Source organism: Rossellomorea sp. LjRoot5, from assembly GCF_964253455.1.
Taxonomy (GTDB): Bacteria; Bacillota; Bacilli; order Bacillales; family Bacillaceae_B; genus Rossellomorea.
Genome location: NZ_CAXUQN020000001.1, coordinates 771,528 through 796,335, shown reverse-complemented (window position 1 = coordinate 796,335; position 24,808 = coordinate 771,528). Strand labels below are relative to the sequence as shown.

The 24,808-nt window shown below is 45.5% G+C and carries 37 protein-coding genes and 1 pseudogene; 8 read left to right on the top strand and 30 right to left on the bottom strand.

Annotated features, from left to right (window positions below; all coding sequences use genetic code 11):
• Positions 1-30: 30 nt before the first annotated feature.
• On the bottom strand, positions 31-1,248 hold the full coding sequence (locus ACSQ2E_RS03980; RefSeq protein ID WP_435989452.1) for an NAD(P)/FAD-dependent oxidoreductase: 1,218 nt from the start codon (positions 1,246-1,248) through the stop codon (positions 31-33).
• Between the two features lie 488 nt (positions 1,249-1,736).
• Between ACSQ2E_RS03980 and ACSQ2E_RS03975 the strand changes: the two genes are divergently transcribed.
• Positions 1,737-2,735: an NAD(P)/FAD-dependent oxidoreductase gene (locus ACSQ2E_RS03975; protein WP_435994386.1), complete on the top strand. Its 999-nt coding sequence runs from the start codon at positions 1,737-1,739 to the stop codon at positions 2,733-2,735.
• 196 nt (positions 2,736-2,931) lie between these two features.
• Positions 2,932-3,576: an SDR family oxidoreductase gene (locus tag ACSQ2E_RS03970; protein WP_435989451.1), complete on the top strand. Its 645-nt coding sequence runs from the start codon at positions 2,932-2,934 to the stop codon at positions 3,574-3,576.
• Between the two features lie 50 nt (positions 3,577-3,626).
• Here the strand turns inward: ACSQ2E_RS03970 and ACSQ2E_RS03965 are convergent.
• The 21 genes and pseudogenes from ACSQ2E_RS03965 to ACSQ2E_RS03865 form a co-directional block, all read right to left on the bottom strand.
• Positions 3,627-3,719, bottom strand: a pseudogene (locus ACSQ2E_RS03965) (iron-sulfur cluster assembly accessory protein); the annotation flags it as partial.
• Positions 3,720-4,016: 297 nt separating this feature from the next.
• Entirely contained in the window at positions 4,017-6,137 is a 2,121-nt protein-coding gene (locus tag ACSQ2E_RS03960) for a phage tail protein (protein WP_435989450.1), read from the bottom strand.
• The gene (locus tag ACSQ2E_RS03955) at positions 6,137-6,424 is read right to left on the bottom strand and encodes a hypothetical protein (RefSeq protein WP_435989449.1); all 288 of its coding nucleotides are present in this window, start codon (positions 6,422-6,424) and stop codon (positions 6,137-6,139) included. The genes ACSQ2E_RS03960 and ACSQ2E_RS03955 overlap by 1 nt, the downstream gene beginning before the upstream one ends.
• Before the next feature lie 7 nt (positions 6,425-6,431).
• On the bottom strand, positions 6,432-6,701 hold the full coding sequence (locus tag ACSQ2E_RS03950) for a hypothetical protein (protein ID WP_435989448.1): 270 nt from the start codon (positions 6,699-6,701) through the stop codon (positions 6,432-6,434).
• A gap of 74 nt (positions 6,702-6,775) precedes the next feature.
• Positions 6,776-7,075: a hypothetical protein gene (locus ACSQ2E_RS03945; RefSeq protein WP_435989447.1), complete on the bottom strand. Its 300-nt coding sequence runs from the start codon at positions 7,073-7,075 to the stop codon at positions 6,776-6,778.
• A gap of 150 nt (positions 7,076-7,225) precedes the next feature.
• Complete coding sequence (locus ACSQ2E_RS03940) at positions 7,226-7,855, bottom strand: hypothetical protein (protein WP_435989446.1); 630 nt, start codon at positions 7,853-7,855, stop codon at positions 7,226-7,228.
• Between the two features lie 35 nt (positions 7,856-7,890).
• Complete coding sequence (locus ACSQ2E_RS03935) at positions 7,891-8,205, bottom strand: hypothetical protein (RefSeq protein ID WP_435989445.1); 315 nt, start codon at positions 8,203-8,205, stop codon at positions 7,891-7,893.
• A gap of 204 nt (positions 8,206-8,409) precedes the next feature.
• Positions 8,410-8,613, bottom strand: coding sequence for a hypothetical protein (locus ACSQ2E_RS03930; RefSeq protein WP_435989444.1), 204 nt, complete (start codon positions 8,611-8,613; stop codon positions 8,410-8,412).
• Positions 8,582-8,743, bottom strand: a complete 162-nt coding sequence (locus ACSQ2E_RS03925; RefSeq protein WP_435989443.1) for a hypothetical protein — start codon at positions 8,741-8,743, stop codon at positions 8,582-8,584. The genes ACSQ2E_RS03930 and ACSQ2E_RS03925 overlap by 32 nt, the downstream gene beginning before the upstream one ends.
• The gene (locus ACSQ2E_RS03920) at positions 8,744-9,175 is read right to left on the bottom strand and encodes a GIY-YIG nuclease family protein (protein WP_435989442.1); all 432 of its coding nucleotides are present in this window, start codon (positions 9,173-9,175) and stop codon (positions 8,744-8,746) included.
• Positions 9,176-9,306: 131 nt separating this feature from the next.
• Positions 9,307-9,519: a hypothetical protein gene (locus ACSQ2E_RS03915; protein ID WP_435989441.1), complete on the bottom strand. Its 213-nt coding sequence runs from the start codon at positions 9,517-9,519 to the stop codon at positions 9,307-9,309.
• Positions 9,520-9,618: 99 nt separating this feature from the next.
• Positions 9,619-9,762, bottom strand: coding sequence for a hypothetical protein (locus tag ACSQ2E_RS03910; RefSeq protein WP_435989440.1), 144 nt, complete (start codon positions 9,760-9,762; stop codon positions 9,619-9,621).
• Between the two features lie 19 nt (positions 9,763-9,781).
• The gene (locus ACSQ2E_RS03905) at positions 9,782-9,925 is read right to left on the bottom strand and encodes a hypothetical protein (protein ID WP_435989439.1); all 144 of its coding nucleotides are present in this window, start codon (positions 9,923-9,925) and stop codon (positions 9,782-9,784) included.
• A gap of 131 nt (positions 9,926-10,056) precedes the next feature.
• Complete coding sequence (locus ACSQ2E_RS03900) at positions 10,057-10,356, bottom strand: hypothetical protein (protein ID WP_435989438.1); 300 nt, start codon at positions 10,354-10,356, stop codon at positions 10,057-10,059.
• Between the two features lie 91 nt (positions 10,357-10,447).
• Positions 10,448-10,753, bottom strand: coding sequence for a hypothetical protein (locus ACSQ2E_RS03895; protein ID WP_435989437.1), 306 nt, complete (start codon positions 10,751-10,753; stop codon positions 10,448-10,450).
• Positions 10,753-10,971 (bottom strand): helix-turn-helix transcriptional regulator, encoded by a 219-nt coding sequence (locus tag ACSQ2E_RS03890; protein WP_435989436.1) that lies wholly within the window; start codon positions 10,969-10,971, stop codon positions 10,753-10,755. Before ACSQ2E_RS03890 ends, ACSQ2E_RS03895 begins: the two co-directional genes overlap by 1 nt.
• A 105-nt stretch (positions 10,972-11,076) precedes the next feature.
• On the bottom strand, positions 11,077-11,703 hold the full coding sequence (locus ACSQ2E_RS03885; RefSeq protein WP_435989435.1) for a hypothetical protein: 627 nt from the start codon (positions 11,701-11,703) through the stop codon (positions 11,077-11,079).
• Positions 11,704-12,031: 328 nt separating this feature from the next.
• The gene (locus ACSQ2E_RS03880; protein ID WP_435989434.1) at positions 12,032-12,484 is read right to left on the bottom strand and encodes a hypothetical protein; all 453 of its coding nucleotides are present in this window, start codon (positions 12,482-12,484) and stop codon (positions 12,032-12,034) included.
• Between the two features lie 24 nt (positions 12,485-12,508).
• On the bottom strand, positions 12,509-12,691 hold the full coding sequence (locus ACSQ2E_RS03875; protein WP_435989433.1) for a hypothetical protein: 183 nt from the start codon (positions 12,689-12,691) through the stop codon (positions 12,509-12,511).
• Between the two features lie 2 nt (positions 12,692-12,693).
• Positions 12,694-12,942: a hypothetical protein gene (locus tag ACSQ2E_RS03870; protein WP_435989432.1), complete on the bottom strand. Its 249-nt coding sequence runs from the start codon at positions 12,940-12,942 to the stop codon at positions 12,694-12,696.
• A gap of 594 nt (positions 12,943-13,536) precedes the next feature.
• The gene (locus ACSQ2E_RS03865; protein ID WP_435989431.1) at positions 13,537-13,722 is read right to left on the bottom strand and encodes a hypothetical protein; all 186 of its coding nucleotides are present in this window, start codon (positions 13,720-13,722) and stop codon (positions 13,537-13,539) included.
• 151 nt (positions 13,723-13,873) lie between these two features.
• Here ACSQ2E_RS03865 and ACSQ2E_RS03860 point away from each other — a divergent pair, with 151 nt between their 5' ends.
• Positions 13,874-14,086 carry a helix-turn-helix domain-containing protein gene (locus ACSQ2E_RS03860; RefSeq protein WP_435989430.1) on the top strand — a complete coding sequence of 71 codons (213 nt, stop codon included), beginning with the start codon at positions 13,874-13,876 and terminating at the stop codon, positions 14,084-14,086.
• 735 nt (positions 14,087-14,821) lie between these two features.
• On the opposite strand, the gene ACSQ2E_RS03855 is transcribed toward ACSQ2E_RS03860, so the two are convergent.
• The 3 genes from ACSQ2E_RS03855 to ACSQ2E_RS03845 all read right to left on the bottom strand — a co-directional run bounded on the left by ACSQ2E_RS03855 (position 14,822) and on the right by ACSQ2E_RS03845 (position 17,403).
• Entirely contained in the window at positions 14,822-15,619 is a 798-nt protein-coding gene (locus tag ACSQ2E_RS03855) for a helix-turn-helix domain-containing protein (protein ID WP_435989429.1), read from the bottom strand.
• A gap of 224 nt (positions 15,620-15,843) precedes the next feature.
• Positions 15,844-16,878: a tyrosine-type recombinase/integrase gene (locus ACSQ2E_RS03850; RefSeq protein WP_435989428.1), complete on the bottom strand. Its 1,035-nt coding sequence runs from the start codon at positions 16,876-16,878 to the stop codon at positions 15,844-15,846.
• A gap of 162 nt (positions 16,879-17,040) precedes the next feature.
• Positions 17,041-17,403: a HesB/IscA family protein gene (locus ACSQ2E_RS03845; protein WP_226677042.1), complete on the bottom strand. Its 363-nt coding sequence runs from the start codon at positions 17,401-17,403 to the stop codon at positions 17,041-17,043.
• Between the two features lie 217 nt (positions 17,404-17,620).
• Between ACSQ2E_RS03845 and ACSQ2E_RS03840 the strand changes: the two genes are divergently transcribed.
• A complete protein-coding gene (locus ACSQ2E_RS03840; protein WP_435989427.1) occupies positions 17,621-18,319 on the top strand; it encodes a DUF2225 domain-containing protein in 699 nt (232 codons plus the stop codon).
• A 77-nt stretch (positions 18,320-18,396) separates the two neighbouring features.
• On the opposite strand, the gene ACSQ2E_RS03835 is transcribed toward ACSQ2E_RS03840, so the two are convergent.
• Positions 18,397-18,678 (bottom strand): YuzB family protein, encoded by a 282-nt coding sequence (locus tag ACSQ2E_RS03835; protein WP_435994384.1) that lies wholly within the window; start codon positions 18,676-18,678, stop codon positions 18,397-18,399.
• 283 nt (positions 18,679-18,961) lie between these two features.
• On the opposite strand from ACSQ2E_RS03835, the gene ACSQ2E_RS03830 reads away from it, so the two are divergent.
• Positions 18,962-20,029, top strand: coding sequence for an NAD(P)/FAD-dependent oxidoreductase (locus ACSQ2E_RS03830; protein ID WP_435989426.1), 1,068 nt, complete (start codon positions 18,962-18,964; stop codon positions 20,027-20,029).
• A gap of 98 nt (positions 20,030-20,127) precedes the next feature.
• Here the strand turns inward: ACSQ2E_RS03830 and ACSQ2E_RS03825 are convergent, their stop codons facing one another.
• Positions 20,128-20,454, bottom strand: a complete 327-nt coding sequence (locus ACSQ2E_RS03825; protein WP_435989425.1) for a YuzD family protein — start codon at positions 20,452-20,454, stop codon at positions 20,128-20,130.
• 187 nt (positions 20,455-20,641) lie between these two features.
• Between ACSQ2E_RS03825 and ACSQ2E_RS03820 the strand changes: the two genes are divergently transcribed.
• Positions 20,642-20,878, top strand: a complete 237-nt coding sequence (locus ACSQ2E_RS03820) for a NifU family protein (RefSeq protein WP_034763763.1) — start codon at positions 20,642-20,644, stop codon at positions 20,876-20,878.
• A 54-nt stretch (positions 20,879-20,932) separates the two neighbouring features.
• Here ACSQ2E_RS03820 and ACSQ2E_RS03815 read toward each other — a convergent pair whose 3' ends face one another.
• Entirely contained in the window at positions 20,933-21,895 is a 963-nt protein-coding gene (locus ACSQ2E_RS03815; RefSeq protein WP_435989424.1) for a 2-hydroxyacid dehydrogenase, read from the bottom strand.
• A gap of 77 nt (positions 21,896-21,972) precedes the next feature.
• Positions 21,973-22,974, bottom strand: a complete 1,002-nt coding sequence (gene yutH / locus ACSQ2E_RS03810; RefSeq protein WP_435989423.1) for a spore coat putative kinase YutH — start codon at positions 22,972-22,974, stop codon at positions 21,973-21,975.
• A gap of 233 nt (positions 22,975-23,207) precedes the next feature.
• Here yutH and ACSQ2E_RS03805 point away from each other — a divergent pair, with 233 nt between their 5' ends.
• Both ACSQ2E_RS03805 and sda read left to right on the top strand, forming a co-directional pair.
• Positions 23,208-23,708, top strand: a complete 501-nt coding sequence (locus tag ACSQ2E_RS03805) for a phosphatidylglycerophosphatase A family protein (protein ID WP_435989422.1) — start codon at positions 23,208-23,210, stop codon at positions 23,706-23,708.
• A 314-nt stretch (positions 23,709-24,022) separates the two neighbouring features.
• Positions 24,023-24,145, top strand: coding sequence for a sporulation histidine kinase inhibitor Sda (gene sda / locus ACSQ2E_RS03800; RefSeq protein WP_435994382.1), 123 nt, complete (start codon positions 24,023-24,025; stop codon positions 24,143-24,145).
• On the opposite strand, the gene ACSQ2E_RS03795 is transcribed toward sda, so the two are convergent.
• On the bottom strand, positions 24,142-24,393 hold the full coding sequence (locus ACSQ2E_RS03795) for a helix-turn-helix domain-containing protein (RefSeq protein ID WP_435989421.1): 252 nt from the start codon (positions 24,391-24,393) through the stop codon (positions 24,142-24,144). The two genes, sda and ACSQ2E_RS03795, sit on opposite strands and share 4 nt — an antisense overlap.
• Between the last annotated feature and the right edge of the window lie 415 nt (positions 24,394-24,808).

Sequence of the window (24,808 nt, the reverse complement as noted above, 5' to 3'; positions counted from 1 at the left end):
CCACTCTGCTTTCATTCAATCCTTTAGGGCTTAAAAGAACTTGAATTTCCCTTTTTTGAACACTAGTGACGGTCCACCAACCATGTATAGAGCACGGTTGTCGACAACCTTCTTCATGAAGGAAGCTTTAGTACCAGTGATTTTCTTACCGTAGACGACACCGATCGCATCATCTTCACCTAGTGAACATACGGTACCTTTGATGTCCGGAGTGAATAATTCCAGATCCCCTTTACCGTGCAGTAAAGCAGCGATGTTACGGGCACATACTTCACCTTGCTGCATGGCGATCTGTGCAGTCGGTGGATATGGACGCTCAGTCTCTTCATTGATCATCAGTGAACAGTCACCGATGATGAAGATATTGTCGTGTCCAGGTGCGCGAAGATCACGGTTGATTTTTACGCGGGCACGCATGTTTTCAATTCCAGCTCTTTCGATGATGGAGTTACCGCGAACACCTGCAGCCCATACAATCGTACCAGCTTTGATTTCTTCGACTTCATCTTCACCTTTAGCGATGAGTACGCTGTCTGCCTTTGCTTCTTTCAGCGGAGTTCCAATATGGAATTCCACGCCTTTTTTCTCAAGCTTGGCACGGGCGTATTTCACAAGCTCCGGATCGAATCCAGGAAGGATCATTGGCGCAGCTTCCACACATACGATGCGCACTTTCTTACGGTCGATATCATATTCATGGCAAAGCTCAGGAACACGGTTACCCAGTTCACCCAGGAATTCGATACCAGTGAAACCTGCTCCGCCTACAACGATGGTCAAGCGTTCATCGTTCAATTCTCCTTCGTTCTTATACGTAGCAAATTGTAATTCAATGTGCTCACGGATTTGACGGGCAGAGTTGATGTTCGAAATCATGAAGGCATGCTCATGAAGGCCTGGAATTCCGAATGTTTCTGATTCTGCACCAAGAGCCACTACCAGGTAATCGAATTCTACTTCACCTTCACCTGTGATGACTTTCTTCTCTTCCACTTTGATGTCTTCAACAGTCGCCTGCAGGAAGTTCACTTTACTCGTGTTGACAACATCTTTCACGTCGTAGCGCACTCGATCGTGATGAAGCGTACCTGCGGAAGCTTCGTGTAACCAAGTGGTTTCATAGTGATAATCGTTCTTATTAATTAAAATAATTTCTGCTTCATTTGTTCCGAGTTGCTTTTGAAGACGAGTTACCGTCATTAATCCACCATAACCTGCACCTAATACAACGATTCTTGGCTTTCTCAACTGAATCACTTCCACCTTTTTTGATAAATTTGCTTCGGATACTCTTAGAGTCCTCCACATTATGCGTTTTTATCCCGTTCAATATGATGCTATTATCTTTTTCCCTATATAAAGGAAACTAAAACAAATCAAACGCGATGTTTTTTCCTTATTGAAAAAGGAAATATTGGTTAATAAAGATATGAAAACAAAAGTATGTGACCTTTTTCACGAACTACTCCATAGTTATGCGAAAATTGTCATAAATTCTTAACAATATGTCTACATTACATAATATTCTTTTTGCCTCGCATTTTCAAGATATATATAGGAAATTAAATTCTTAAGAATATTTAAAAAATGTCCGTAGAATCAATCAAAAGTCGTAGTCTCTTTCATAGATAAGTCTGATTTATCTGAACTTACACCTTCTATCATTGGGAATAATCAAAAGCTGTGTGATAGAATAAAGTAAAAAGAAGCATACCTAAATGGTTGGAGGGATCATGTTGAAGGAAGATCAAAAAGTGTATGATATCACGATCATAGGCGGCGGTCCAACGGGGCTGTTTACAGCGTTCTATGGCGGCATGAGAAAAGCATCAGTTAAGATCATCGAAAGTTTACCACAACTCGGGGGGCAGCTTGCTACTTTATATCCTGAGAAATACATATATGACGTTGCCGGTTTTCCTAAAGTGAAGGCCCAGGACCTGGTCAATAATTTAAAAGAGCAAATGGCGAAATTCGAAACGACCATTTGTTTGGAGCAGGCCGTGGAAGGTCTAGAAAAACAGGCTGATGGTATGTTCAAACTCACCACTGACAAAGAAATCCATTTTTCCAGAACGATCATCATCACGGCAGGAAACGGTGCCTTCCAGCCACGCCGCCTTGAGCTTGAGCACGCGTCCGAGTTTGAAGGGAAAAACCTTCATTACTTTGTCGATAACCTCGAGCATTTCAGAGGTAAGAAAGTGGTCATTTGCGGCGGAGGCGACTCTGCTGTTGACTGGGCGCTTATGCTTGAGCCTGTCGCAGAAAAAGTTTATCTCGTGCACAGACGTGATAAATTCAGGGCTCATGAGCACAGTGTGGAGAATTTACACAACTCCACAGTTGAATTGAAAACACCATACGTCCCATCTGAGTTGGTCGTCGATGAAGAGAAGATCAATCAGATCGTACTGGAGGAAACAAAAGGTGATGAAAAGGAAATTATCGACCTTGATGAACTAATTGTAAACTTCGGATTTGTCTCCTCCCTCGGTCCGATCAAAGACTGGGGTCTTGAGATCGAAAAGAACTCAATCGTGGTCAATTCCAGGATGGAAACGAATATCCCTGGTATTTATGCGGCCGGTGATATCAGTACGTATGATGGGAAAGTCAAACTCATTGCAAGTGGATTTGGCGAAGCACCGACAGCCGTCAACAATGCCAAAGCGTATATGGATCCAAAAGCAAGGGTGCAGCCGATGCACAGTACGTCCATGTTTACGGATTAATTCCATCCACAAGGCTCAGGATATCGTATCCTGGGCCTTTTTATTTTTTAGAGAAGATGAATGATTCATGATCAGAACTTCCTTCCAACCATTGTGTTCTTCACGTTATCCACGCCCACTCCTTTGTTTATTTTCACCATGAATGGGTAGACCAATAGTAGGACAAAAAAAATTCAGATAAAGGATGATGTGTAAAATGAATGTGTTAGTTATCGGAGCAAACGGCAACACAGGCCGCCATATAGTAAAAGAGCTTTCAAATAGCAGTCAGCATTTCGTGAGAGCCATGATCCGAAAAACAGAACAGGCAAACGAAATGGAAGACTTGGGAGCAAGACCGATTGTTGCCGACCTTGAGCAGGATTTCTCGTATGCACTTGAAAATGTAAATGCCGTCATTTTTGCAGCCGGCAGTGGTGGCTCGACAGGAGACGATAAGACGTTAGCCATCGACCAGGAGGGTGCTAAGAAAGCAGTCGATTATGCGAAGAAGATGGGTATCGAGCGTTTTGTGATGCTCAGCTCCATGGGTGCGGATAATCCTTCAAGCGGACCGGATGAATTGCAATTCTATTTAAAAGCCAAGGGTGCTGCGGATGCCCACTTGAAAGAGAGCGGCTTAAATTACACCATCGTCCGCCCTGGATCCCTTTCATTCGATGATTCAACAGGAAAGATTGAAGCGGCCACCAGCATCACAGATAAAAGCCGTGACATTCCCCGTGCAGATGTCGCGAAAGTGCTTGTAGACTCTTTAACCATCGAAGAAACCAACCACAAAGTATTCGAAATCCTAAGTGGTGACACACCTGTGGAAGAAGCACTGAAAAACATTCATTAAGCTTAAAAAAGGGACGGACCTCAATTAGTGAGGTCCGTCCCTTTATTCATTTAGCAATTCTCCGGCGTACCTTTATTCGTCGCTGTCACGAATGATGATCCGCACCCGCATGAAGCGATTGCGTTCGGATTGTCGATCGTAAATTAGTCGTTAGGTGACAACGTTAGGTTAGCTACGCAAGGTTCGCTAGGTTACTGCGTTTGTACGGCGTGATGCCAATTAATTTCGTTCAATACGGTTGTTTATGTACCGCCTCATTAGCGATGTACTACGTTATCCATAGTTTACCTAAAGTGGACGGGGATTACAAGGCTTTATTTCGTCGGTATTGACCGTTGATGTACGTCCGCCCGAATCTAATTGCGCAGAATCGCGTCTCTCCGACATGCACAAAAAAAAGCCGAGGCATACCCGCCCCGGCGTGTGTTACGATGTTACCGTTATCCTTTAAATCGTTGCACCCTACTTGCCTCACGTCGTTGCTCCTCGGTAACATAACGATATGTCCCACGTGCTACCTGGCGACCATCTAACGTGACCGGCACTTCTATTACGAGGTCCCCGCCGGCGCCTGCGGTCGCCACGGCTGCCTGCGTTGACTCTGTTCGCGTGCTCGCTGCATACTGACTGCGTGCGCTACCTACCGCACTGAACGTGTAGTCTTTCTCCATCGTTTGGAACGGCTTTGCGATTGCATTTGCGACCATGTTCGCTTCTCGCTCGGCTTTGCTCGCCATCGAGGTCATGCCGTCCACTACGCCCAACGTGATCCATTTACCGACGTCATCGCGCATTAAACGTGACGGCGAGTGCACCTTGAAGAACGATGTGAAGGCGGACTTGATGCTCGAGCCGACGTTTGTCACCGCGCCCCATACGTCAATTGACGAGATACCGTCGACCAGCCCTCGGATGATGTCGCCTCCGATGGAGAACAAATTAATGCCCTCGAGGAAGTCCTGCGCTGCGTCCCACTTGTCTTCGATTTTGTCCTTGATTTCGCCCATTTTCTTGCGTACAGAATTAACCATTTCGCCGAACTTGACGGCTAGGATCGCTGCCAAACGTTTGACCACGCCCCAATACACTTCAACTTTCGCCCAGGCGTCTTTGATTACGTTTTTAACTTTCGTGAATGTTTCGATAGTCCACTTCTTGATCGAGTCCCAATTCGAGTAAATCACGCCCGCCATGAATATGATCGTCGATATTAGCCACCCGAGGGGACCGCCTAGTCGTAATACCGTCGTGCCGATGCGGACAATCCACGGCATGACCCTCGTTAATACGCCTTTAAGGCTGCCGAACCATTTGAACACGGTTGCTAGGACCGGCCACAACGTTCTGAAGATAACGATAACCGGCGCTAAGATAGACCCGAGCATCGCGAACATTCCTTGCGCTACCCAGCCGACGCCGATTAATTTCGCTATCCATTCGTGATTCTTTATTAGCTCGCTTGCCCATGCGAAGAAGGCGTTTGTTAGCTCTAGTACCTTCGTACCTAACGGTGCAATCGCGATACCGAAGTTGACGAGGAACTTCGTAATGTTACCGATCAGTGACAACAACGTCGGACCGTTCTCGCTGACATACGCCATGAAGTCTTGGAATGCCTTGTTATTCTCGAGGGTGCTCGCCCATTCCCGGAACTTCTCGGACATTCGTAAGAAGCCGTCTGCAAAATCCTGGGCTAACGGGTCAAACGCCTTCATCATCGACATAAAGCCCACGCCGAAGTTGCCGACCGTTTTAACGAGGTCTTCGAGGTATGGGCCCGCGGTGTTACCGAGCCACTCGAACACGGCTTGCACGTCGTCGGACATGAGATTCTTGTCAAACGCTTTAGACAGGTTGCTTACGGCGTCCACGGAACTCTCGATAACAGGCGTAAACTCCTTTAGTAACTTCTGCGCCGACTGTAAGTTAATCGCGAATATACCGAGTACAGGCTCGCGGAATCGGTCTTGTAACTTCGACCACGATGACCGCAGTTTGTCGAGCTCGCCCAGTGCTGAACGTGTGCCGTCGCTTAACTTGTACCACGCCTGGGACCCACGTTTGACCTCTTTATCCATTTCGGCGAGATACCCGATTGTCGGCACTGCGACTGCCGCGAATGCCCCGGCCCCTGCGCCTGCTGCGAATAGACTCGACGCTAACGCCCCTGCCCCGCCTGCTGCGATGCCTAACACGGGTGCTAATGCGGGCAGCGCGGTAAACAGTGCGCCCCTGCCGAAGCCCTGCGATAGTTCTTCCATTGTTCGTAGTCTAGTTGCGAATTGATCCGCCTGGTCGAGCCCTTTCGAGAACCCTTTGACCATGAGCCGGATTGTCGGGAACTTCGGAATGTCTTTAACCTTCTGTTCGGTATGCTCGAGTTTAGCGTTGGCGACTGCGTTATCAACGTCTATCTTGATTTCCTTGACTTGCGTTAAGCCTTTCGTCATATCCTCGAGTTTGCTGAATTGACGTTCTAGTTTGTCATGCGTCTTCGTAAACCGGTCAATCGCTTTGATCGTATAGCTAATGTTCATTTTGTTATTCGCTTTAGCCGCCATTACGACATCACTCGCCTAACTGCATCGACGTAACGTTGGAACGCCTGGCCACCGTGTACCAACGATTCGTCCGCCTCTTTGCCCGTGATGATTTCGTCCATAATCCGTAGATATGCCTCGGCTAATTCGAGTGCTTCCGACTGCAACGGTGTGCCCGCCGGCAGCTTGTTCAATTTTGTACGTAGCACCCGCAAGTCTCGCTTGTGCTTGCGTGCCGTTACTTTGTTAAGGTTCTCAACGTCTACCCTGTCGAGGTAGCGCGCCCGTAACCGTTCTACAATTTGCATACGTGTATCATTCCTTTCTATTTTCGCTGGCTGCCGGTATCTCCATCGTGACGGAAATGCCTGCGCCTGCTCGTAATGACTGCGTTGCGACGATTTGCCCGCCCTGTTGCTTAACGTAATCAAATAGCGCCGTGACCTCTTCAGTCGAGTAGACCGTTGTCATTAGCCGGTTAACCCTTGTTGGCGCATCGGCTGCTGACGCTACCCTCGGTGTACGTTCGACTTCCTTACGTGTGATCCCGCCTGTAAAGTTATCGCTTGTAGTTCGGATTTCCATTAATCCACGCTCCATTTCGTGATAATAGTTAATCGAATTTAAAGAAGCCCCCGAGTGGAGGCCGTTGTGCTTGCTTAGTTAAACGCTAATGACGATACTAACGGGTCTGCCTCGAACTTCTGAACGAGGATTGCGGATAACTCTGCACCTAGTACGATTCCCGCCGGCAAGTCGACGGTGAACGCCTCTGCACTCGCGTCCTTCGCTATTATCTGCTTGATGCCTTCCTGGATTGCGTTTTCCACGAAGTCGACAACGTTGTTCCCGCTAATGTCATTCGATAGATACTCGCCATTCCCGTCCTTTGCGGAAAGACTGCGGTAACCTACACCGAATCTCCCTTGATGCTGCTTGATTTCGATTACAATGTTCATTTAAAATTCCCCCTGTTTAATTTAGTTTGTGGCGGGCTAACGGGTGGAGCGCCGGGCCCGCCGGGTGTTACGCCTCGATCAAGTGTGTTCCTCCGACTGCATATTGACGAGATACCGCCGTTCAAACGGAGCATTACGACTTGCGTTAGCTTACATACGTTTTGACTTACGTGCTGCTTGCTTATGTGAATAGCTCGGGTGCGTCATTTGGAGCGTTCTGAATTTGTGCGATACGCCCGTCATCTTATCGACTTTCAGCGCTTCATACCGTTCTTGTTCAGGTGTGCGCAATCCCTCGTTTAGCTGGTAGTATAGACCGCGGATTTTCTTTTTCGAGAACTCGTCGTCCCCGAGCTTTCGCGATGCCTCCGCCAACTGCTTAACAACTTCACTGAACGGCGCTACGTCTTCGATCAATTCGAGTTTAGCGTCGTATTCGCTGAATGCTTCCGATTTGTCTGCGTCTGTGACTGCGAAGGTTAGCTTCGTCACCAGGTTGTCCGTGATGTCCGTTACGTACTGTTTGTCGGGGCTACTTACGAAGAATCGGCTGCGCCCGGCTTCCTTTGCTGCACGTTCGATTTCAGCCTCGATTTTCTCGGTGAACTCGGCTTCGATTTGACTGACGTTTGCCTCTAGTTGCTCCCGTAGTTTGCCAACCTCGTAGTCTTTAACGTCCTGGCCGGCTAACCGTGGGTCATCGCTATTCATTACTTTGTCGTATGCCTTTCGGTAGCTTGCGACTTCCTTTTCGATTTGCTTCTGATATTGGTCTCTCATATAAAACCTCTCCTTTAGTTTGATAGTTTTTGTTGTTATCGGCTGCGCTTGTTAGCGTTGCCCACGAATGGGAGCTCCGCATTACTTAACGTTTTATCTATGTGCAGGCCGTTAGCCCGCGTATATTCCTTTGCGATTGCCTCAGCCGTATAGTGTGCCGGCCGCTCGCTTTCTATCGTTCGGTAGCTCGACTCAAACAACGCGCTGCCATCGGTTCGGTCGTATATCTTAATGACAACGATACTGAACTCTTTATACGCTTCTATGTCGATTTTGACGAGCACCTTGTCGGTCATGTCGTCGTGACTTTCGACTATCTCGCCTCTCACTTCCCGTTTCCTTCCGAACATATACGCCCCTCCTTTCGAGTGCTTCGATGTGTTCCGGGGACTGCCGACTGTATTGAATCGCCCATTTCGGCGGCGCTTCCCACGTCGCCCGGCCTGGTTCGATGCCCAGGAACCCTCGAATCCAACCGGCCATGCCGTCGTTAATGTGGGCCCGGGGCTTGTTCGTTGTGCCGTCCGCTCGTTTCTTCCGGAACTTCTTCGCGCCTATTCTACGTGGCATTTCAATCGCTCCACTTCGAATTGGTTTCGGCTTTCAAATAACCGGTCAAGCCCCTCGTCAACTAACGTCTCCCATGATTGATCGTATAGCGACCAAACGGTGACATCGCTTGACTTCGCATACACTTCTTTGTTCTCGTTATCTAATCGCGGTGGCTTAGGCTCTACGTTTACGTTTACGATTGGCAATGCGCCTCAACTCCTTAACGGTTGGTTCCGGCAGTAAGTGTTGTATCTCCGTTGCCATCGGCTTTGGTGCCGGGCGCTGTTTTCGCTGCTTCCGGTTTCTGCGTCGTCTTTTTCGTTTATGATCGTTCACCTAGCAAACCCTCCCCGCTTTATTTCTTGATGGTAAGAACTCTGCGATTGCTACTGCTTCAATTGCATACTGTCTAGGAATGGATTCCTCAAACTGAATCGCAACCTTGTCTGCGTACCTTAAATGTCCGTCTAATTCGCAATGGTTTATAAGTCGTTGTTGTAAGTTGGTTGACCTTCCAACGTAAATTACTTCATCGTCATAGAACATGAAGTACACACCTGAATCTCTAGGAACCTGATGCCTGATATATCCTTTTAAAAGTATCCCGTTATAGTCTATTTCTCCGCGCCTTCTCCGGAGCTCACAATCTCTCTCGAACTCTTTATAAGACATACCTTCCGTATATCCCGAATAGTAAGGTAGATACTTCCGAAAAGGTACTTCGATCGGTATTTGCTTATGAAACTTCAATGTAGTTGTTATATCCATCAAATAATCCTTTCTAAATTTTTTTTGGGGGTGCTATCGACAGCTATTTGCCCTAATCAGCACGAATAAGGCGCCTGTAAATAATCGCTAAGGTGTTCGTACCTAAACGACTTACAACGCCTCTAAACGGCTCATTTGCTTAATTTTACGTCTAGCATTCGTTCCGCCTGCCTACGTTCGTTAGCCGGGATTTTCAGTTGCATTCCGACTAATCGACCGTTACGAAAATAATCAGCCATGATCGACCAATTCTTTTTGTATCGTTTGATGCGTTTGATTAACTCTCTATCCTCGGTATAAGCCGCGATGAAGCCGGGCTCTAACTTCCAAAGTGCATTAGACATTGCCACCACTCCGGACAAATGCTATACTTAAAGTCGAATATTTATTTGAGGGGTCTATTTGCTTGCCGGCGGTAGACCTCTTTTCCGTGTATATCGTCTTCATCGAACCACCCCAAACTTACGCTCGTAGTCGCTACCGTCGAGGCGTTCTTCGATGTCCTGCGTGCGTTCGTCGATTGAATCGATTTTGTCCTCTAACCTCGTTAAAATCTCGATCACTTTTTCGTATAATGCTTTTTCCATAACAAACATCCCCATCCCTTTAGTTTGATTTGTTTAATCCAAGTGACTCATGTAACGTCTGCTGCGTTGCTCGTATCTCTTTCGCGACGTACGTCCTGCCTGTCGCTTCAATCCGAGCCAACGCGAGTAAGTATATTGCCATCGCTAATTTATCGGCCTCCATCCCTGCACATCCCTTCGTATGTTTGATTTCGTTGCCGGCTCCTGCGTCGTCACGTAGTCCAAACGCCGGCTTGCATTTAATTCAATTTGGTGCTATGATTAACGTGGGTATTCCCATGCTAATTTCGGCGATTACGTTAAATAGTAAAGCCCCTCGTTGGAGGCGTGTACAATGCCTTTATCAATTAACGTTTTGAGTCGACCTTCACCCGCCACTAACGGCTTCTCGCTGACCCACTCGACTAGATTCGTATGATAAAAAACGTGGATCTTGTGATCGTGCAGCAACCGAAGTAACTCGCGGGCACTCGTAACGTATCTCTTTGGCTTGCCGAGGTGTTCAGCGTTGCCCCCGCCTGGGTACCACTTTGTTTCGTTAAGCATCGTCGTTGCCATTTCCGAACCGTTCCTCGTGGTAGTCGTCGTAAGCAATCGCCTGCAACCATTCCTGCGTTAATTCATCGGGTGTCATTCTCGATCAACTCCTGGGCAATATGCGCTAACATCAAACCGCCTCCTAAGTTTAATTTCCATTGAACAATGCCGCCAAGACCGGACTGTACTCGAGTGGCTCACGTACATTCGGATTGACCGCGATTTTCTCTCCGTCGTTCACTAATATAAATACCGGTTTACCGTCTATCTCCGTATTTAAAAGTAAGTCCTGGAACTTCTGTTTACGTAGTGCGTACCACTTGAACCCGACTAACTTGGCTGCCTCTTTCGCGGACAAACAGCTAACCTTACGATAGTCTGACTCCCGTGGATTCGAGCAGATAAAATTACTATATCTGTTACGATAGATAAGCAAGTCCTTTACGTCACTCATTAAATCGCCTCCAAACGTTTAACTCGATCAGCGAACGCCATGAACTCGTCTGTTATCTCGAACTTGTGCGCAATCTTCGCGGCTACCTTGTCGCTTACCCTACGATTGCCCGCCTCGATGCCGTACACCGTTGAATATGCGATGTCTAAGTGCCTCGCGAACTCTTGTTGCGTCATATCTAGGAACAAACGTACCATGCGGAATTTTTCGTTACTCATGCTATCTCCTCCTGTTAATTCGTTTTCTTCTCCTCACGCTATAAAAACGCAGGAGAGTGTGATCGTATCTCGCCGGCTAAGGCACGAATATTAATGCTCTCCTCATTATCTTGAAAAATGAATGCGTTTGCCGTAACTCTTCGCCCGTGCCCGTTCCATTCTCAAACGATGTGCCCCGTACTTCTCGAGCATGTACGCGTCAATGCCCTCGCGATTACATTCCGTGATTTTAACTTCGCCTGGCTCCCGGCCTATCTTACGCTCACCATAGTACACCATAACGTTTGCCTTACCTTCGCCAGACTCGTCGATCTCCATCGTTGTCTTCCGGCTGTTGCCGTCGTTATTCCTGTACGCGTAATAATCGACTTTGGAGGCGTCGCCCACCGGAATCACTTCGTACTTACTCTGCTCGCGTTTAGCCTGCAATTCATCCACCGTGATCCCTTGACGTTCTGCCGTTTTCTTTTGACGTTTACCCTTTCGATTTGCTGAGTCATATCGGTTCTTACACTTACTCGAGCAACACTTCCTTTTGTTCGCTTTTCCATCTTCGAACCAACGATCGCACTGCAAGCATCGTTTGATACGTTTGTTGTGCGAAAAATCTACATCGCCTGCCTGCGCCTGGTGAACGAAGTATTCCGCTTCCGACCGATCCATGCCCGCCGTTTGCCTTCTGTAAAATCCGATAACTTCCTCGCTGATTTCAATTTTCTTAATTTTCCCCATCGTTAAATCGTCTCCTTCGTTGGTTTATGGTAGTCGCGAGCAACACACATATACTCGTATTCACTCGTTCATTCGCATACATGTATTTATCCTTTTTCGTACATGCTCTTATACGCTTATAGGTTTTTGTACAAATACTTATGCATGTTCTTACGTAGTAAGGTTATGCCGAGCGAACGTTAGTGAGCGAGTATGCACTTAAGCTCGTAAGGGTTTTAAATCTAGTTCATTAAATCTAGTTTATTAAATCTAGTTCACACCCAATTCACGTATTCCTTAACACCCAATTGTTGGTTACGTAACACCCCACTGTTGGGCGTAACATGAATCAATCATCATAACCTTGCTCTCTTCGCCACTCTTGCATTCTCGTTTTGTCCTTCGATTTCTTACCTTCCATCGAGTCATACGCCTTCTTGTAGCGCTCCCACGCCTCAGGAAAATCTGCATAGAACTCGTCGGCCGTCAACGGTTGTAACGGTACATAGTAACCTTTCTTCGGATAGTCGAGCAGCCCAACCACCTTCAAGTCTTCGATGTGCCTAACGGTAGTATTGTAGGACTTCCCGTAGTGGATCGTAAGTGTTTCGAGCGACGGGTGCGCGTAACCTTTATCAACGTTGTAGTAATCAATTAATAGCTGATACAGAAATAACTTCTCTGGTGCCATTCTCGGATGATGAACGTAGTGTTTCGCATCACTCGGGAATGCGATAAAATGCTTACCGTTTGCCCCCGGATTTTCCTTATTAATCGGCTTACGTTGTCTTTGTTGGCTCATTGTGAATACTCCCCTTCGATAGTTTTATAGTCGAATGCCTTTTCGTTTGGATATTTCGGTTAGGACTTCGCTCAGCTTCGGCGTTAACTCGAATATGAACGCTGCCCGACCTTGAATTTTCGTTGACGGCTTTAATTCGATAATCGGGAACCCTCGTTGAACTAACTCGTTAGCGATGTGCAGGCTTAGAATGACCTTTCGCTTCATCGTTACTTCACCTCCTTAATCGATTTGATGAACCGCACTGCGCTCATCGCGATCGCATGACCGTATGGATGGTCGAGATTTTCGCGATAAACGTTCAGTGCCAGGCGTGTCTTTGCGAGCTCCTTGCTGAACTCTCGTATGGTCGCCGTGAACTCTTGGTCATTCGTTAAGAGACACGGATCAGACTCGCCCTCTACGGTGCCTACGGTTAAATGCGGTTTGTACACGATTTCGTACGTCTTTAGCTTCATTTAAAACTCTCCTTTTTCTTCTTATTTATCAAAATAAAAAAAGAGTGCCTTGCGACACCTTTTCGTTATATTAAGGAATGAATGCGTTTGAGCCTTCTTGAATATATGCCTTCTCTTATATGAACCAATTTCGAAGCCGTTCGTGGGACATTTTTCAACGACAAATAAGCCACCGTGCTTGCCGGTTGCCTGCGTGCTTTATCGCTTTAATAATAGTATAGCTAACGGGGTATAAAACAGGGTACACGTTGAAAAAACTTCACCTGCTCACGGCTGCCGTACATATGATAGTATAGCTAACGAGGTAAAATATGGCGTCCACTCGTAACTTTCTGCGAATAACTCGCCGGCCCTACTTAATACTCGGCTGAGCGCCTGTCATGTAACTCTGATAGCGAAAATAACGTAAACTTTAGTTCGCCGGCCCTACTTAACACTCGTTAAATCGGGTAAAATATAGCCATCAGACGTCACTTTTAACGAAACAGTAATCGTTGTAACACGTTTGTAATATTAACGGGGACCATACGCCAATATGACCCCCGCAATCTACCTTTATCACCGTTTCTCCGTCACCCTAGTATGACCCGCTCTTCACTTGCTTCGTGCCGCCTGCATCATCACTTCGTATTCCTCGTCGGTCCAGTCCGCTTGCCAGGCGCACTTTCTCGCTATGTCCGTTGGGATGCCTTTCGCCATAAAATAACGTTCAATGTTCGCGAACTCTACTTCGGCTTGTGTCATCGTGCCCCCGTCATCTGCGCTGATCCATTGTGCCATGTTATACGCCATCCTTCCTCGCTCTCCCGAACTACGTTCGCGCTCGGGCTAGCCGCTTATCGTATGGTACGCGAATAAGTACCACCGTTAACTACATTATATGGTACGCTTATAGGTAACGTCAACCATAAATTTTAGGGGGAAGCCAACGATGGTAAAGGTAACGATTAAAATACGCAGTCTATTAGAGGAACGCGGCATGTCCCTACGTGAGTTATCGCGAATAACGGACATTAGACACGCAGCACTCAGCGAGCTACAGAACGGCAAACGTGAAAGCATTAACTTCGGACATATCGAAAGGATCGCGCAGGCACTCGGGATAACGGACATACGAGATATCATCGACCTAACGGATGAATAGGTAACCCCCGCACCTTACGGAAATTCTGCGAAAATTTTATAGCAGCCAACGTAGCACACCCGTTTAGAGGTCGAAGGTTCTGAAACTTGTAGAAAACGTGACGACACCCGGCAGCCGGCGAAATCCCCCGATAGCCCCCGCCCCTTTAACGTGGTGAAGCGTTAATGCAATCGTGGGTTAAATATGCATCCGTATGTATGCGATTAGGCACTCGCCAGGCACCCGATAATAATACCACGTTAGGTATACGAAACCTATGGTAACAACGGGTTTAGCCGTTTCGGTCAACCTAGTTAACATAATTAAGTTTCTAGGAACCTACGTTGCAAACACCGTTATATCAACGTTTGTGACCGTTGTATACTCGATAGATTTTATGCACCCGAATATACAACGAATTTACTGCATAAAAAACGAATGCTGAACGGTGGTTTCTCGCCTGGGATCCTCGTTTATCAAGCGGTCAGATACGGCGTAGGGTGTCGATATGCCTACCGATTTGACCCCTGTATATTTCGGACACCCTCGTCTCGTGAACCCGTTTGCCGGTGGAATTACGACAGTTAAACGTGTGCATAACGCCATATGTAAACATACGTGCAATCGTGGGTAACCTATATGTTAACGTTGTTCCAACGATGGTTAACGTATTATGACGGGTTACTTCTTATACGAATTTTAACGTTGTATATACAAGTGTCATTAACGGTGTATCAACGTTTCCCATTACGTTTACTAAAACGATGCCCAGGCCGATTCTATCTGCAGCCTGCGGAATAACTTGCGGAGAGACACGTATAGGTACGAATCAATGCTACGTAGGGTTCCGGCTTTGAAACGCCTTACAACGTCTAATACGGTGCCCTTAAACGCCTCTGAATGGTCTTCTAAACGTATGCTCTTACTAACGGATGCCTTCGCTCTAAATACGATGCCCGTTAGCCTGCGAATGTCCTGTGCGTTGTAGAACGGTGATAGTGCGTCATAGATTGGCGTTGGTATCGAGTTCTTAAGTCCTGCCGACTCTAGCGCCTGCACCGTCTCTAGTACGTTAGAAGTACAGTGTTTATTAACGAGTGGTTCGGACTGCATATTAACGTTGGACTCGTTGTCTGACGTGACTTCATCGGGTGCCTCTGCGGTGACGGGTTGCGGTGCCACTGGCGTAATAGCTTGCGGTAACACACGTACAATATTAACGGATTTCTTTCGCCCTCTACCCGTCCACTGCTTCAACGTTGGGATCCGTTCAATCATGCCGTAACCTGCTAGTGTATTGACTGCTCGAATGACTGTACGTTTGCTATACCCGATTGACTCGGCGATGGTCTCGTACTTGGCGAAGGAGACGCCCAGGACTCGTAGTGAACTGCGACCGAAGAACCGTAGCACCTCGATCACTGATTCGGGATGTTCATCGCTGCGTAATGCGTCTATGTATTCGTAAATGGTCTCGTCCATGTCCGCCTGCTGATCGAATGTGGCGTATGGTTTGAGTTCGGTTATGTTCGTTGTTAGATAGCGTTGTTCCATCGATTGCTTCGTCCCTTCGATTAGAGACGCCTACCCGTACATATAAATATGTCTTTATGACCGAAAACGTACCCTTATCACGAATGTATGTTCGGTTCAAACGACATAACGAATACACCTTGCCGAACAACGATTTTTTCGATATACTAAACCTAGTGACTGGCGTATATCATTCGTGTTTGGCTTCGGCTATGTACGGGTGATTGCGTCTTTTTTTTGTTTGCTTATAGACGTTTTCGTCCGAATAATGTAAGTGCCGGTGAATAAGTATCGTGTGATTCCCGCATCTCTCTTAAGTCCATCTGTATATAACGCCTCATTGTACGTATGTCCGCCCAGCCGCCTAGCTTCTGCAACGTAAATGGATCACACCCGTTAAGAATCATCATTTTCGCCCATGTGTGCCGGTAGACGTGCGCCGTTACCTTCGCTTTCTTAACCCCGGCTTTTTCTGCGTAAAACTTCAATCGTTTGTTAAAGTGATTCGCTCCTAACGGCTCCCCGTAGCTCGACATAAATATCCGGTCTGTCCGAAAGTGCTCCTGATTCTCCGATATTAGTTGCAATAGTAACTTCGATACGTGCGTAGATATTGGTACGATACGGTGCTTACGGTTCTTACTCTTATCGCTTGCAATCGTAATGAATCTCGTCTTAAAGTCGATGTCTGTAACTCGAAGGCTTAATAATTCGTTGATTCGTAGCCCGGCGTCAAGTAAGACGTGCATAGCCACGTAATCACGGAACCCAACGTACTCCCGTTGTATTGGTTGCTGAAATATCGCTTTGATTTCATCGTCGGCTAATGCCTCGGACATATCGACGTCTTGGCGTATAGGCTTAACGTTTGCAATCGGATTAACCTCGATCAGTTGTTCACGTTCTAAGTAATTGAACACTGCACGTATCGTACGAAGGTTTATGTTTATCGTTGTATCGGATAGCCCGACGCCCTGCTTTGCTGAGTCGATGTACTTATGACCGTCGTACTTTGGCTTGTCGTATTTCATCCAGTTGATGTAATTGCGAAATACTTCCGAAGTTAAATCGTTGATATAGTCCACCTCGTAGTTATGCGATAGCCAGTCGGTGAAATAACCCCACATTTTCGTGTAGTCCCTTAACGTTCGCTCACGTAGGCCCTCGGCTCTCTTGGCGGACACGACGAACTCAAACGCCTCTTGTAATGTAAGATTCGGGTACTCTTTCCGTTGGCTAGACAACCCGGTGACACGACGTTTCTTCCGTTTTAAAGACAATAAAAAACGACCCCCTAACGAATTAATTTCGCTAAGAGGCCGTCATTAACAACCGTAAAGCCCGGTAATCGGACTTGTTTTTATTCAATTGAACGAAGGTTTATCGACGTTTTTCCGCCGTAATCCGCAACCCTTTCGACTAGGTTCTCGAATAGGTTAACGTTAGCAATTCTCCGGCGTACCTTTATTCGTCGCTGTCACGAATGATGATCCGCACCCGCATGAAGCGATTGCGTTCGGATTGTCGATCGTAAATCCGCCGCCCATCATGGACTGCTTATAATCTATTTTCGTACCGTTCAGGATGGCAGCATCATTTTTTGCTACGACAAGCTTGATTCCATGCTGCTCTGTCGTTGTATCTCCATCTTGAAGCTCATGTTCAAATCCCATACCGTAAGAAAGGCCGCTGCAGCCTCCCCCTTTTACCGCTACTCGTAACATGGCATCTGTTTCGTCATGTTCCTTCATCATATCTTTAATCTGAAGGGCAGCAGCTTCTGTTAGAATGACAACTTCACTCATTCATTACACCCCCAACCTTTTCATTTCTTACTACTTAGTATACTCCTTTCTATTTTACTACTCAACCGATGGGGCTTTGGTGAATGATTGGAAGAGTAATTATACGAATATTCTCATTAAACACAACTTTTTACTCACCATGAATAAAAAACACTGGTTACCTTCGCCACCATCAAGGTATAATAGGGTAGATAGTCCCGATTGTGAGGTGAGATTCATGACGGTAGTGACGCCATTTTATGATAAAAAGACCCAGTGTCTATCATGTAAACACTCATACAGTACGACAAGGATCAGATCCCGGTTTGTGAAGCTCACCGGATATGACAGTGACTTTTGTCCCTTGTACCAGTCAGATGATGTAAACCCTTTGCTCTATAATGTATCCGTCTGTCCGCAGTGCGGTTTTTCTTATACCGATGATTTTACAGCATACATACCTCCTGTTCTTAAAGCAGAGCTTGAAAAGAAGATCAGTCTGCACTGGCTGCCTCAGGATTATGGGAAAATCAGGTCATATGAAGATGCGATCAATACGTATAAACTGGCCGCCTACTGTGCTTTAATCAAGAAGGAGAAAAAAGTGACCATAGCAGGGTTATACCTTCGCACAGCCTGGCTTTATCGAAAGATGGCTGATAGAGAACAGGAAAGGCGCTTCATTAATCTGGCAGCACATGAATACATCGATGCTTATTTAACAGATGGTGCATCAGGCTCTTTAATGTCCGAAACAAAGCTCCTTTATATCATCGCTGAATTACTGAGGAGGCAGGATAAGATTGAGGAAGCGGCAGCCTACCTTTCTAAAGTCATCGGTAAGCAGCATCTCTCCACCGAACCGAAAATCATCGAAATGGCCAGGGGTCGCTGGTATGAAATCCGGGAAATGTATAAAGAAATGAAGTCAATGTAAAAAAACCAGTGATCCCCACTGGTTTTTTTACATGTATTTTTACAAAAAAAAATAAGCCGGTCAGGGCCGGCTTTTGTTTAGAACATCGGGTTGTCTTCAAGGAATTGATAGATATGATCCACCAGTTCTTCAGGCGTGTCGCCTGTTACGACCTCCCCATTGACGAGAGCATAAAACGCTTGGGCGCATTTTCCGCAGTATCCCAGGCATCCGTATTCAATGACATCAAGGTTCGGGTCTCTTTCTAATATCTCAAGCGCCTTTTGCGCACCGCTAGCAAGATTGCTTATACAAAATTCAATAATAGGTTTCAATTCTATCACCTCACTACTCTTTGTTATGCTACCTTTTTTTATCATTATCGTCAATGATTTGTATTCCATGTAATGGTATAACAGATTGTGAACATTTTCGCTTATTTCTGTTGTGAAAACACCTTTATTTCGATATACTTTTAATGTTAATAGGTTTATTTATGTAGAAATTACTCGAATTAGGCTTCACATTGAAAATGCTTACTTTGCCAGGACCCGTTTCGGCGTGACTGTCCTTTAAATCCTGTCCCTATCCATATCGGGATATAAATCATATACAAACACACTATTTCAACAATAATGTAGAGTGCAAAAAGGGGAAATTTTCATGAAACAATTAGTGCTGCTTGGCGGAGGATATGGCAATATGCGCGTCCTTCTTCGCTTATTACCCAACCAATTACCTGAAGATGTATCGATTACCCTGATTGACAGAAATCCTTATCACTGTCTGAAGACAGAATACTATGCGCTTGCGGCCGGTACGATTTCAGATCAACATGTACGCGTATCATTTCCGGAACATGCCCGGTTATCCTATGTATATGGAGACATCTCAGGCGTGGACATGGAGAATAAACTCGTTCGTATGAAAGATCAGGATGCCGTTCCTTATGACGACCTTGTCATCGGACTAGGGTGTGAGGATAAATATCATAATGTACCGGGTGCAGATGAACATACTTTCTCGATTCAAACGATTGAAAGGTCACGTAAGACTTATCAAACGCTTTGTAATCTTCCAGCGGGTTCGATTGTCGGGATCGTCGGCGCCGGCTTAAGCGGGATTGAACTTGCCAGTGAGCTTAGGGAAAGCCGTTCAGATCTGAAAATTAAGCTATTCGACCGTGGACCGCGTATCCTCAATGCCTTCCCTGAACGTCTGAGCTCTTACGTTCACGGCTGGTTTGACGAAAATGGCGTGGAAATCGTGAACAATTCCAATATTACAAGAGTGGAACCGAATACACTGCATAACCACGAAGAACAGATTTTCTGTGATGCCATCGTGTGGACAGCCGGGATTCAACCGAGTAAGGTCGTTCGCGATATGGATGTGGAAAAGGATGCAAGCGGTCGCGTCATCTTGACAAAGTATCATAACCTGCCACAGGATGAAAACGTGTATGTGGTCGGTGACTGCGCAAGCCTTCCTCAAGCCCCAAGTGCACAACTTGCTGAAGGACAGGCGGAGCAAATCGTTACCATCTTACTGAAGCGTTGGAATAACGAAGAGCTTCCGGCAGAACTGCCAAAGATCAAGCTAAAGGGGATCCTTGGTTCTCTCGGAAAGAAGCATGGTTTCGGACTGGTGAACGAGCGCTCCATCACGGGACGGGTCGCCCGTTTGTTGAAATCCGGTGTATTGTGGATGTATAAATATCATAATGGTTGATGTAAGAAGAACCGCTCGTGGGCGGTTCTTTTTTATCCGCAATATCCCCAACAAAAAAAGGCTTTCACTATAGAAAGCCTTTCTCACCTTAAGAAGCTTTAAACCGCTTCATATCCATACTTCTCAAGTTCTGAGTAGATCGTCTTCAAACGGGGATTTCCTTCTCCGACAATTTTGCCTTCCAATAAGACAATGGGATAGAACATATCTTCTTCCACTACCCTTGAGGCAAACTGTTTCACCGAATCTTCTTCCGGCGGATTGTGGATATCCACATATTTAATAACAAATGGCTGATTTGGATATTTCCTGCTCACAGCAGCCTCCAGCCATTCGTACGTTTCTTTCGATGATGGTAAGTTCACGCAGCTTGGACAGAGTATTTCTGCACCGTACACGTAAAGTTCAACTGGCTTACGATTCATGTGATCCTCCCCCTTGTTCCCCTCTTTTGTTTATTTTACAAAAAAAGCAGGAAGGTTGGAACCATTTTCTTTCTGGAAACGGAATGGGAAACATTTTTTGAAAAAGAAATGCCCAATCATTTGCAGGTTGATAGATTTTTTGCGAATATGTCATTATAATAGATAGTAAGGAAAGGAGTAGATAATTATGGCTGAAAACGAAATGATTGCACCCGTTCAGGAAGTATTAGATAAATTACGTCCGTTCCTACTTCGCGATGGTGGAGATTGTGAACTTGTAGACGTTGAAGATGGCATTGTGAAATTGCGCCTCCTTGGCGCTTGCGGAAGCTGCCCAAGTTCAACCATCACATTAAAAGCAGGAATCGAACGCGCATTGGTGGAAGAAGTTCCTGGTATCGTTGAAGTAGAGCAAGTATTCTAATCGAGATTTCATTTAAAAAACCTGAATCCTTTATTGGATTCAGGTTTTTTTCTTTTACTTCACCGCTGTTTTCGGGTTGTCCCCTTTAAGGACGGCCTGTATGTTCTCTACACACAGGGTCATCATGTCATGACGGGTGTCTTTGGAGGAGCTTCCGATATGAGGGATGGCGACGACTTGATCGAATTGGAGAAGAGGATGATCTTCGTTAATCGGTTCGGTTTCGAATACATCCAGGCCGGCTCCCGCGATATCCCCCCTCTTTAACGCCTGCAGGAGGGCCGCTTCATTGACGATGGCTCCACGTGCTGCATTGATGAAGATCGCTGTTTTCTTCATTTTATTGAATTGATCTTTCTGGAACATGCCCTGTGTTTCCGCATTTAAAGGCGCCAGGACGACCACGAAATCCGACTCGGCAAGAAGGGCATCGAATGACACATACCTTACTCCAAGGGTCTCTTCAGCTTTTGGTTTACGGGAACGGTTATGATACAGCACTTCCATATTAAATCCTTGCGCCCTTCTCGCCACCGCTTCACCGATGCTTCCCATACCTACGATCCCCATCGTTTTATGATGAATATCCATTCCGGCAAGGAGGAGAGGTGACCAGCTTTCCCACTTTCCTTCTTTAATGTACCGGTCTGCTTCTACGATTCGTCGTGCTGTAGCCATCAGAAGGGCGAATGTTAAATCCGCCGTCGTTTCCGTCAATACATCTGGTGTATTGGTGATCGTGACACCCTTTTCTTTTGCCGCTTCAAGATCGATATTATCAAAACCTACCGCAAGATTTGCCACCACTTTTAAAGAAGTGGCATTCCCTAAGAGTTCCAGGTCCACCTTGTCCGATAGCATGGTAAGTAAAGCAGACGCTTTCTCTGCTTTCTCCAGAAGGATATCCCTCGGTACAGGGGCATCCTCCCGTCCCCACATCTCCACTTCGAACTCACTTTTTAGCGGGGCGACCACGGCCTCAGGAAGTTTCCTCGTAATATAGATGAATGGCTTCATAAACATCCCCCTGCCTTCCCTATTCTTTTCTTCAGTTTAGCATAAAAGGGAAGGCACATCCTATCTCGGGAATTGGATTACAGCCACGCTATGAGGGGAATTCCCCATTTTTTCACCGGCACTTCGGACATATGGTAAAAATCTGACAGGAACGCTTCGTATTGGTGGGAATTCTTCAAATAGCGTTCAAGTTTCTCCTCGACTGTCTTTTTCTTTTGTTCTGATTGGGAAATGTAATATTCTTCGATGCACTCGAAGTAATGCAGGGGAAACAACAGACGGGAATACAACAACCTCCATGAAAAAGGAGAAAGGGGTGTGATCGACTCATACTCTTTCAGGAAATCCTGAAGCTCAGGATGAAACGTTTGACTCCTCATGAAGTATCGTTCCCTCACCCACTCTGCTATGTCCCGGCTGCAGTGGTCGAATACCCATTGAAACGGAAAATGTATGCACATTTCGGTCCCCCATGTGGACGCGAGAAACCGTTCATGACAGATTGTTCCGGCGTCCTCTGCCTTCGGGTCTTCATCAAGCTCCGTATCGACCAAGTATTGAATGGCATTTTCCGAAAGCGCACTGTAATAAGGATAACTCTCGACAAACCGGCGCTCAAACTCGTCAGCGGGCTGGTCCTGAATGACCTGGTAAAAGGCTTTTTCCAATTGAGCCATCCTCTTTTCCCACAGACTTTTCCACTGACCCATGCGATTTATCTTCTCCACTTTCTCTTCGAAGGACCGTCCCTTGAAATGGAATTTGCTTAGCTTCCTGCCGAGTTTATGATTTGGTGGGGACTCGATTCCCTCATTTCGAAGGACGACATAATCTTTATCCTTCTCCACCACGAGGAATTTCCCCTCGTTGCTCTGGACAAAGGTCGACACATGCCGGTCCCCGGAGCTTTTCAGGTGCTCTGCCAATTTATAAAGTTCCACCAGGGTTTCCTGTTCCATATTCGATACACCCACAATACTATATACTAATCCCCCGACCATATATCGATCCATCATTCCATCGAAGAATGCCCGCTCAGGATGTAACCCAAAATGGTTCATTAGAATCTCTTGAGACATACCGACCTCTCCTATCTTTAATGACCGTTCTTTTTCAACATTCATGTGCTGACTGCGCTACCCTAGACCATCATTCCAATGCATTTATGAATATCCAAATCCAGGGATGGGCAAGAATGAGAACAGAAGCTATTATTATGTCTATTTTTCAAATGGGAATCATATGAGTAAAACAAGGCTTCGTCTAATCGAAATAGGGGTTTTATAATCTTTCAAGGAAAAAGGTGAATAAGATGAAGGATAAAGCGTCAATGGATTTATTAGAGAGAACGGCACGTAAATGGCTGCATGAAAGAGGAGTGGAAATAGAAGACATCGCTCAATTAGTCATGTACCTTCAACAGAAGTATCATCCTGATCTTGAATTAAAGGAATGTGTCTATAACGTTGAACGTGTATTGACGAAGCGCGAAGTACAGAATGCCATACTTACAGGCATTCAACTTGATATATTAGCTGAGAAAAAGATGCTTGCGGAACCATTGCAGGCGATTGTTGAAGTAGATGAAGGATTATACGGTGTGGATGAAATCCTGGCCTTTTCGATCGTGAATGTGTACGGTTCGATCGGATTCACAAACTACGGATATATCGATAAACAAAAACCGGGAATCCTGGAGAGATTGAATGATAAATCATCGGGTATGTGCCATACCTTCCTGGATGATATCGTTGGCGCCATTGCAGCTGCCGCTTCCAGCCGATTGGCACACCGGGCGAAATGCACAGAATGAGGGTGAATAAGTATTCCAAATCAGACGACAGGGTCGTCTGATTTTTAGTGATGAAAGAAGCGTACAAGGTAATTGATACAATCTACCCTAAAAGATTATACAGTGTAAATCAATTATATCCATTTAACTAACTTAATGTTTGCACTTCAGCGAATAGTTTTATATAATTACAAATATAGTTGTAATTATATTCATTATAAATGTACCCTGGGCCAAACTAAAATACATACACACCAAAAAAGGCTTTCTCTCTTTTGGAGTTTACAATATCACACATTTTACATACGTTTTGAAAATGATCGAGGTGAGATCTTATTAAACTCCTGAGTGACAAAGCCCTTATCGATGCCTATAAAAAAGCAAAACAGTTAAAATTCAGTAATGAATTCATCATTCTGATCGAACAAGAAATTAAAAAGAGAAAATTAGTTCATTAAAGAATCGTGTGATTGTAGATGTCTTGGTGTTCTTCACAAGTCGGCATAATATCTTCCCATTGAACCTCCAACGAGCATACTATGGCAAACAACTTGTTCAGGGACGGATTTGCCTCTCCCTTTTCAATCAACGAAATATAATTAACCGTTAATCCACATTTACGACTTAATTGTTGTATGGTGATTTCTTTTGCTCTTCTATGCTGCCTTATTTTCTTTCCGACAAGTCCTGTAACTGTAATACTCATTACCTCACTACCCTTTTAATAATTCTTTAGAAATGACGTGGATTGTTTCGAAAATCAAGCTAAGAAACAGTGACTTTCATTCTTAAAGTTGTGTGCATTCGTAAAGAATAGTTAGAAATTGAAAAGGTATCAATGCTAATAGTCCCCTACTACCTTTGGTGTTTACCCTAGTTGAATACCTTTACACTTAATTTCGAAAAATTTTTAAAAAATTTCAGTATTTCATTTTCTGTCGTCATGATCCTTCTGGGTACTCAAATATGCGTCATGGAAAAGTATCGTTAGTTAGAGGAAAAAACCACATAATTCATTAGGAGTATAATGTACGTTCATACTACTTATTATTACAACATATCTATAGAGGCATAGATATTGTTACCAAAAGGGCAATCACAAAATTCCCCCTTTAGTATAA

Excerpts from the sequence above, each read along its gene's own strand:
- ACSQ2E_RS03970 (WP_435989451.1), top strand. The coding sequence starts at position 2,932 with ATGAATGTGTTAGTTATCGGAGCAAACGGCAACACAGGCCGCCATATA.
- ACSQ2E_RS03960 (WP_435989450.1), bottom strand. The coding sequence starts at position 6,137 with ATGGCGGCTAAAGCGAATAACAAAATGAACATTAGCTATACGATCAAA.
- ACSQ2E_RS03955 (WP_435989449.1), bottom strand. The coding sequence starts at position 6,424 with ATGCAAATTGTAGAACGGTTACGGGCGCGCTACCTCGACAGGGTAGAC.
- ACSQ2E_RS03950 (WP_435989448.1), bottom strand. The coding sequence starts at position 6,701 with ATGGAAATCCGAACTACAAGCGATAACTTTACAGGCGGGATCACACGT.
- ACSQ2E_RS03945 (WP_435989447.1), bottom strand. The coding sequence starts at position 7,075 with ATGAACATTGTAATCGAAATCAAGCAGCATCAAGGGAGATTCGGTGTA.
- ACSQ2E_RS03940 (WP_435989446.1), bottom strand. The coding sequence starts at position 7,855 with ATGAGAGACCAATATCAGAAGCAAATCGAAAAGGAAGTCGCAAGCTAC.
- ACSQ2E_RS03935 (WP_435989445.1), bottom strand. The coding sequence starts at position 8,205 with ATGTTCGGAAGGAAACGGGAAGTGAGAGGCGAGATAGTCGAAAGTCAC.
- ACSQ2E_RS03920 (WP_435989442.1), bottom strand. The coding sequence starts at position 9,175 with ATGGATATAACAACTACATTGAAGTTTCATAAGCAAATACCGATCGAA.
- ACSQ2E_RS03915 (WP_435989441.1), bottom strand. The coding sequence starts at position 9,519 with ATGTCTAATGCACTTTGGAAGTTAGAGCCCGGCTTCATCGCGGCTTAT.
- ACSQ2E_RS03910 (WP_435989440.1), bottom strand. The coding sequence starts at position 9,762 with ATGGAAAAAGCATTATACGAAAAAGTGATCGAGATTTTAACGAGGTTA.
- ACSQ2E_RS03905 (WP_435989439.1), bottom strand. The coding sequence starts at position 9,925 with ATGGAGGCCGATAAATTAGCGATGGCAATATACTTACTCGCGTTGGCT.
- ACSQ2E_RS03895 (WP_435989437.1), bottom strand. The coding sequence starts at position 10,753 with ATGAGTGACGTAAAGGACTTGCTTATCTATCGTAACAGATATAGTAAT.
- ACSQ2E_RS03890 (WP_435989436.1), bottom strand. The coding sequence starts at position 10,971 with ATGAGTAACGAAAAATTCCGCATGGTACGTTTGTTCCTAGATATGACG.
- ACSQ2E_RS03885 (WP_435989435.1), bottom strand. The coding sequence starts at position 11,703 with ATGGGGAAAATTAAGAAAATTGAAATCAGCGAGGAAGTTATCGGATTT.
- ACSQ2E_RS03880 (WP_435989434.1), bottom strand. The coding sequence starts at position 12,484 with ATGAGCCAACAAAGACAACGTAAGCCGATTAATAAGGAAAATCCGGGG.
- ACSQ2E_RS03875 (WP_435989433.1), bottom strand. The coding sequence starts at position 12,691 with ATGAAGCGAAAGGTCATTCTAAGCCTGCACATCGCTAACGAGTTAGTT.
- ACSQ2E_RS03870 (WP_435989432.1), bottom strand. The coding sequence starts at position 12,942 with ATGAAGCTAAAGACGTACGAAATCGTGTACAAACCGCATTTAACCGTA.
- ACSQ2E_RS03865 (WP_435989431.1), bottom strand. The coding sequence starts at position 13,722 with ATGGCACAATGGATCAGCGCAGATGACGGGGGCACGATGACACAAGCC.
- ACSQ2E_RS03860 (WP_435989430.1), top strand. The coding sequence starts at position 13,874 with ATGGTAAAGGTAACGATTAAAATACGCAGTCTATTAGAGGAACGCGGC.
- ACSQ2E_RS03855 (WP_435989429.1), bottom strand. The coding sequence starts at position 15,619 with ATGGAACAACGCTATCTAACAACGAACATAACCGAACTCAAACCATAC.
- ACSQ2E_RS03845 (WP_226677042.1), bottom strand. The coding sequence starts at position 17,403 with ATGAGTGAAGTTGTCATTCTAACAGAAGCTGCTGCCCTTCAGATTAAA.
- ACSQ2E_RS03840 (WP_435989427.1), top strand. The coding sequence starts at position 17,621 with ATGACGGTAGTGACGCCATTTTATGATAAAAAGACCCAGTGTCTATCA.
- ACSQ2E_RS03835 (WP_435994384.1), bottom strand. The coding sequence starts at position 18,678 with ATGATAAAAAAAGGTAGCATAACAAAGAGTAGTGAGGTGATAGAATTG.
- ACSQ2E_RS03830 (WP_435989426.1), top strand. The coding sequence starts at position 18,962 with ATGAAACAATTAGTGCTGCTTGGCGGAGGATATGGCAATATGCGCGTC.
- ACSQ2E_RS03825 (WP_435989425.1), bottom strand. The coding sequence starts at position 20,454 with ATGAATCGTAAGCCAGTTGAACTTTACGTGTACGGTGCAGAAATACTC.
- ACSQ2E_RS03820 (WP_034763763.1), top strand. The coding sequence starts at position 20,642 with ATGGCTGAAAACGAAATGATTGCACCCGTTCAGGAAGTATTAGATAAA.
- ACSQ2E_RS03815 (WP_435989424.1), bottom strand. The coding sequence starts at position 21,895 with ATGAAGCCATTCATCTATATTACGAGGAAACTTCCTGAGGCCGTGGTC.
- yutH (WP_435989423.1), bottom strand. The coding sequence starts at position 22,974 with ATGTCTCAAGAGATTCTAATGAACCATTTTGGGTTACATCCTGAGCGG.
- ACSQ2E_RS03805 (WP_435989422.1), top strand. The coding sequence starts at position 23,208 with ATGAAGGATAAAGCGTCAATGGATTTATTAGAGAGAACGGCACGTAAA.
- ACSQ2E_RS03795 (WP_435989421.1), bottom strand. The coding sequence starts at position 24,393 with ATGAGTATTACAGTTACAGGACTTGTCGGAAAGAAAATAAGGCAGCAT.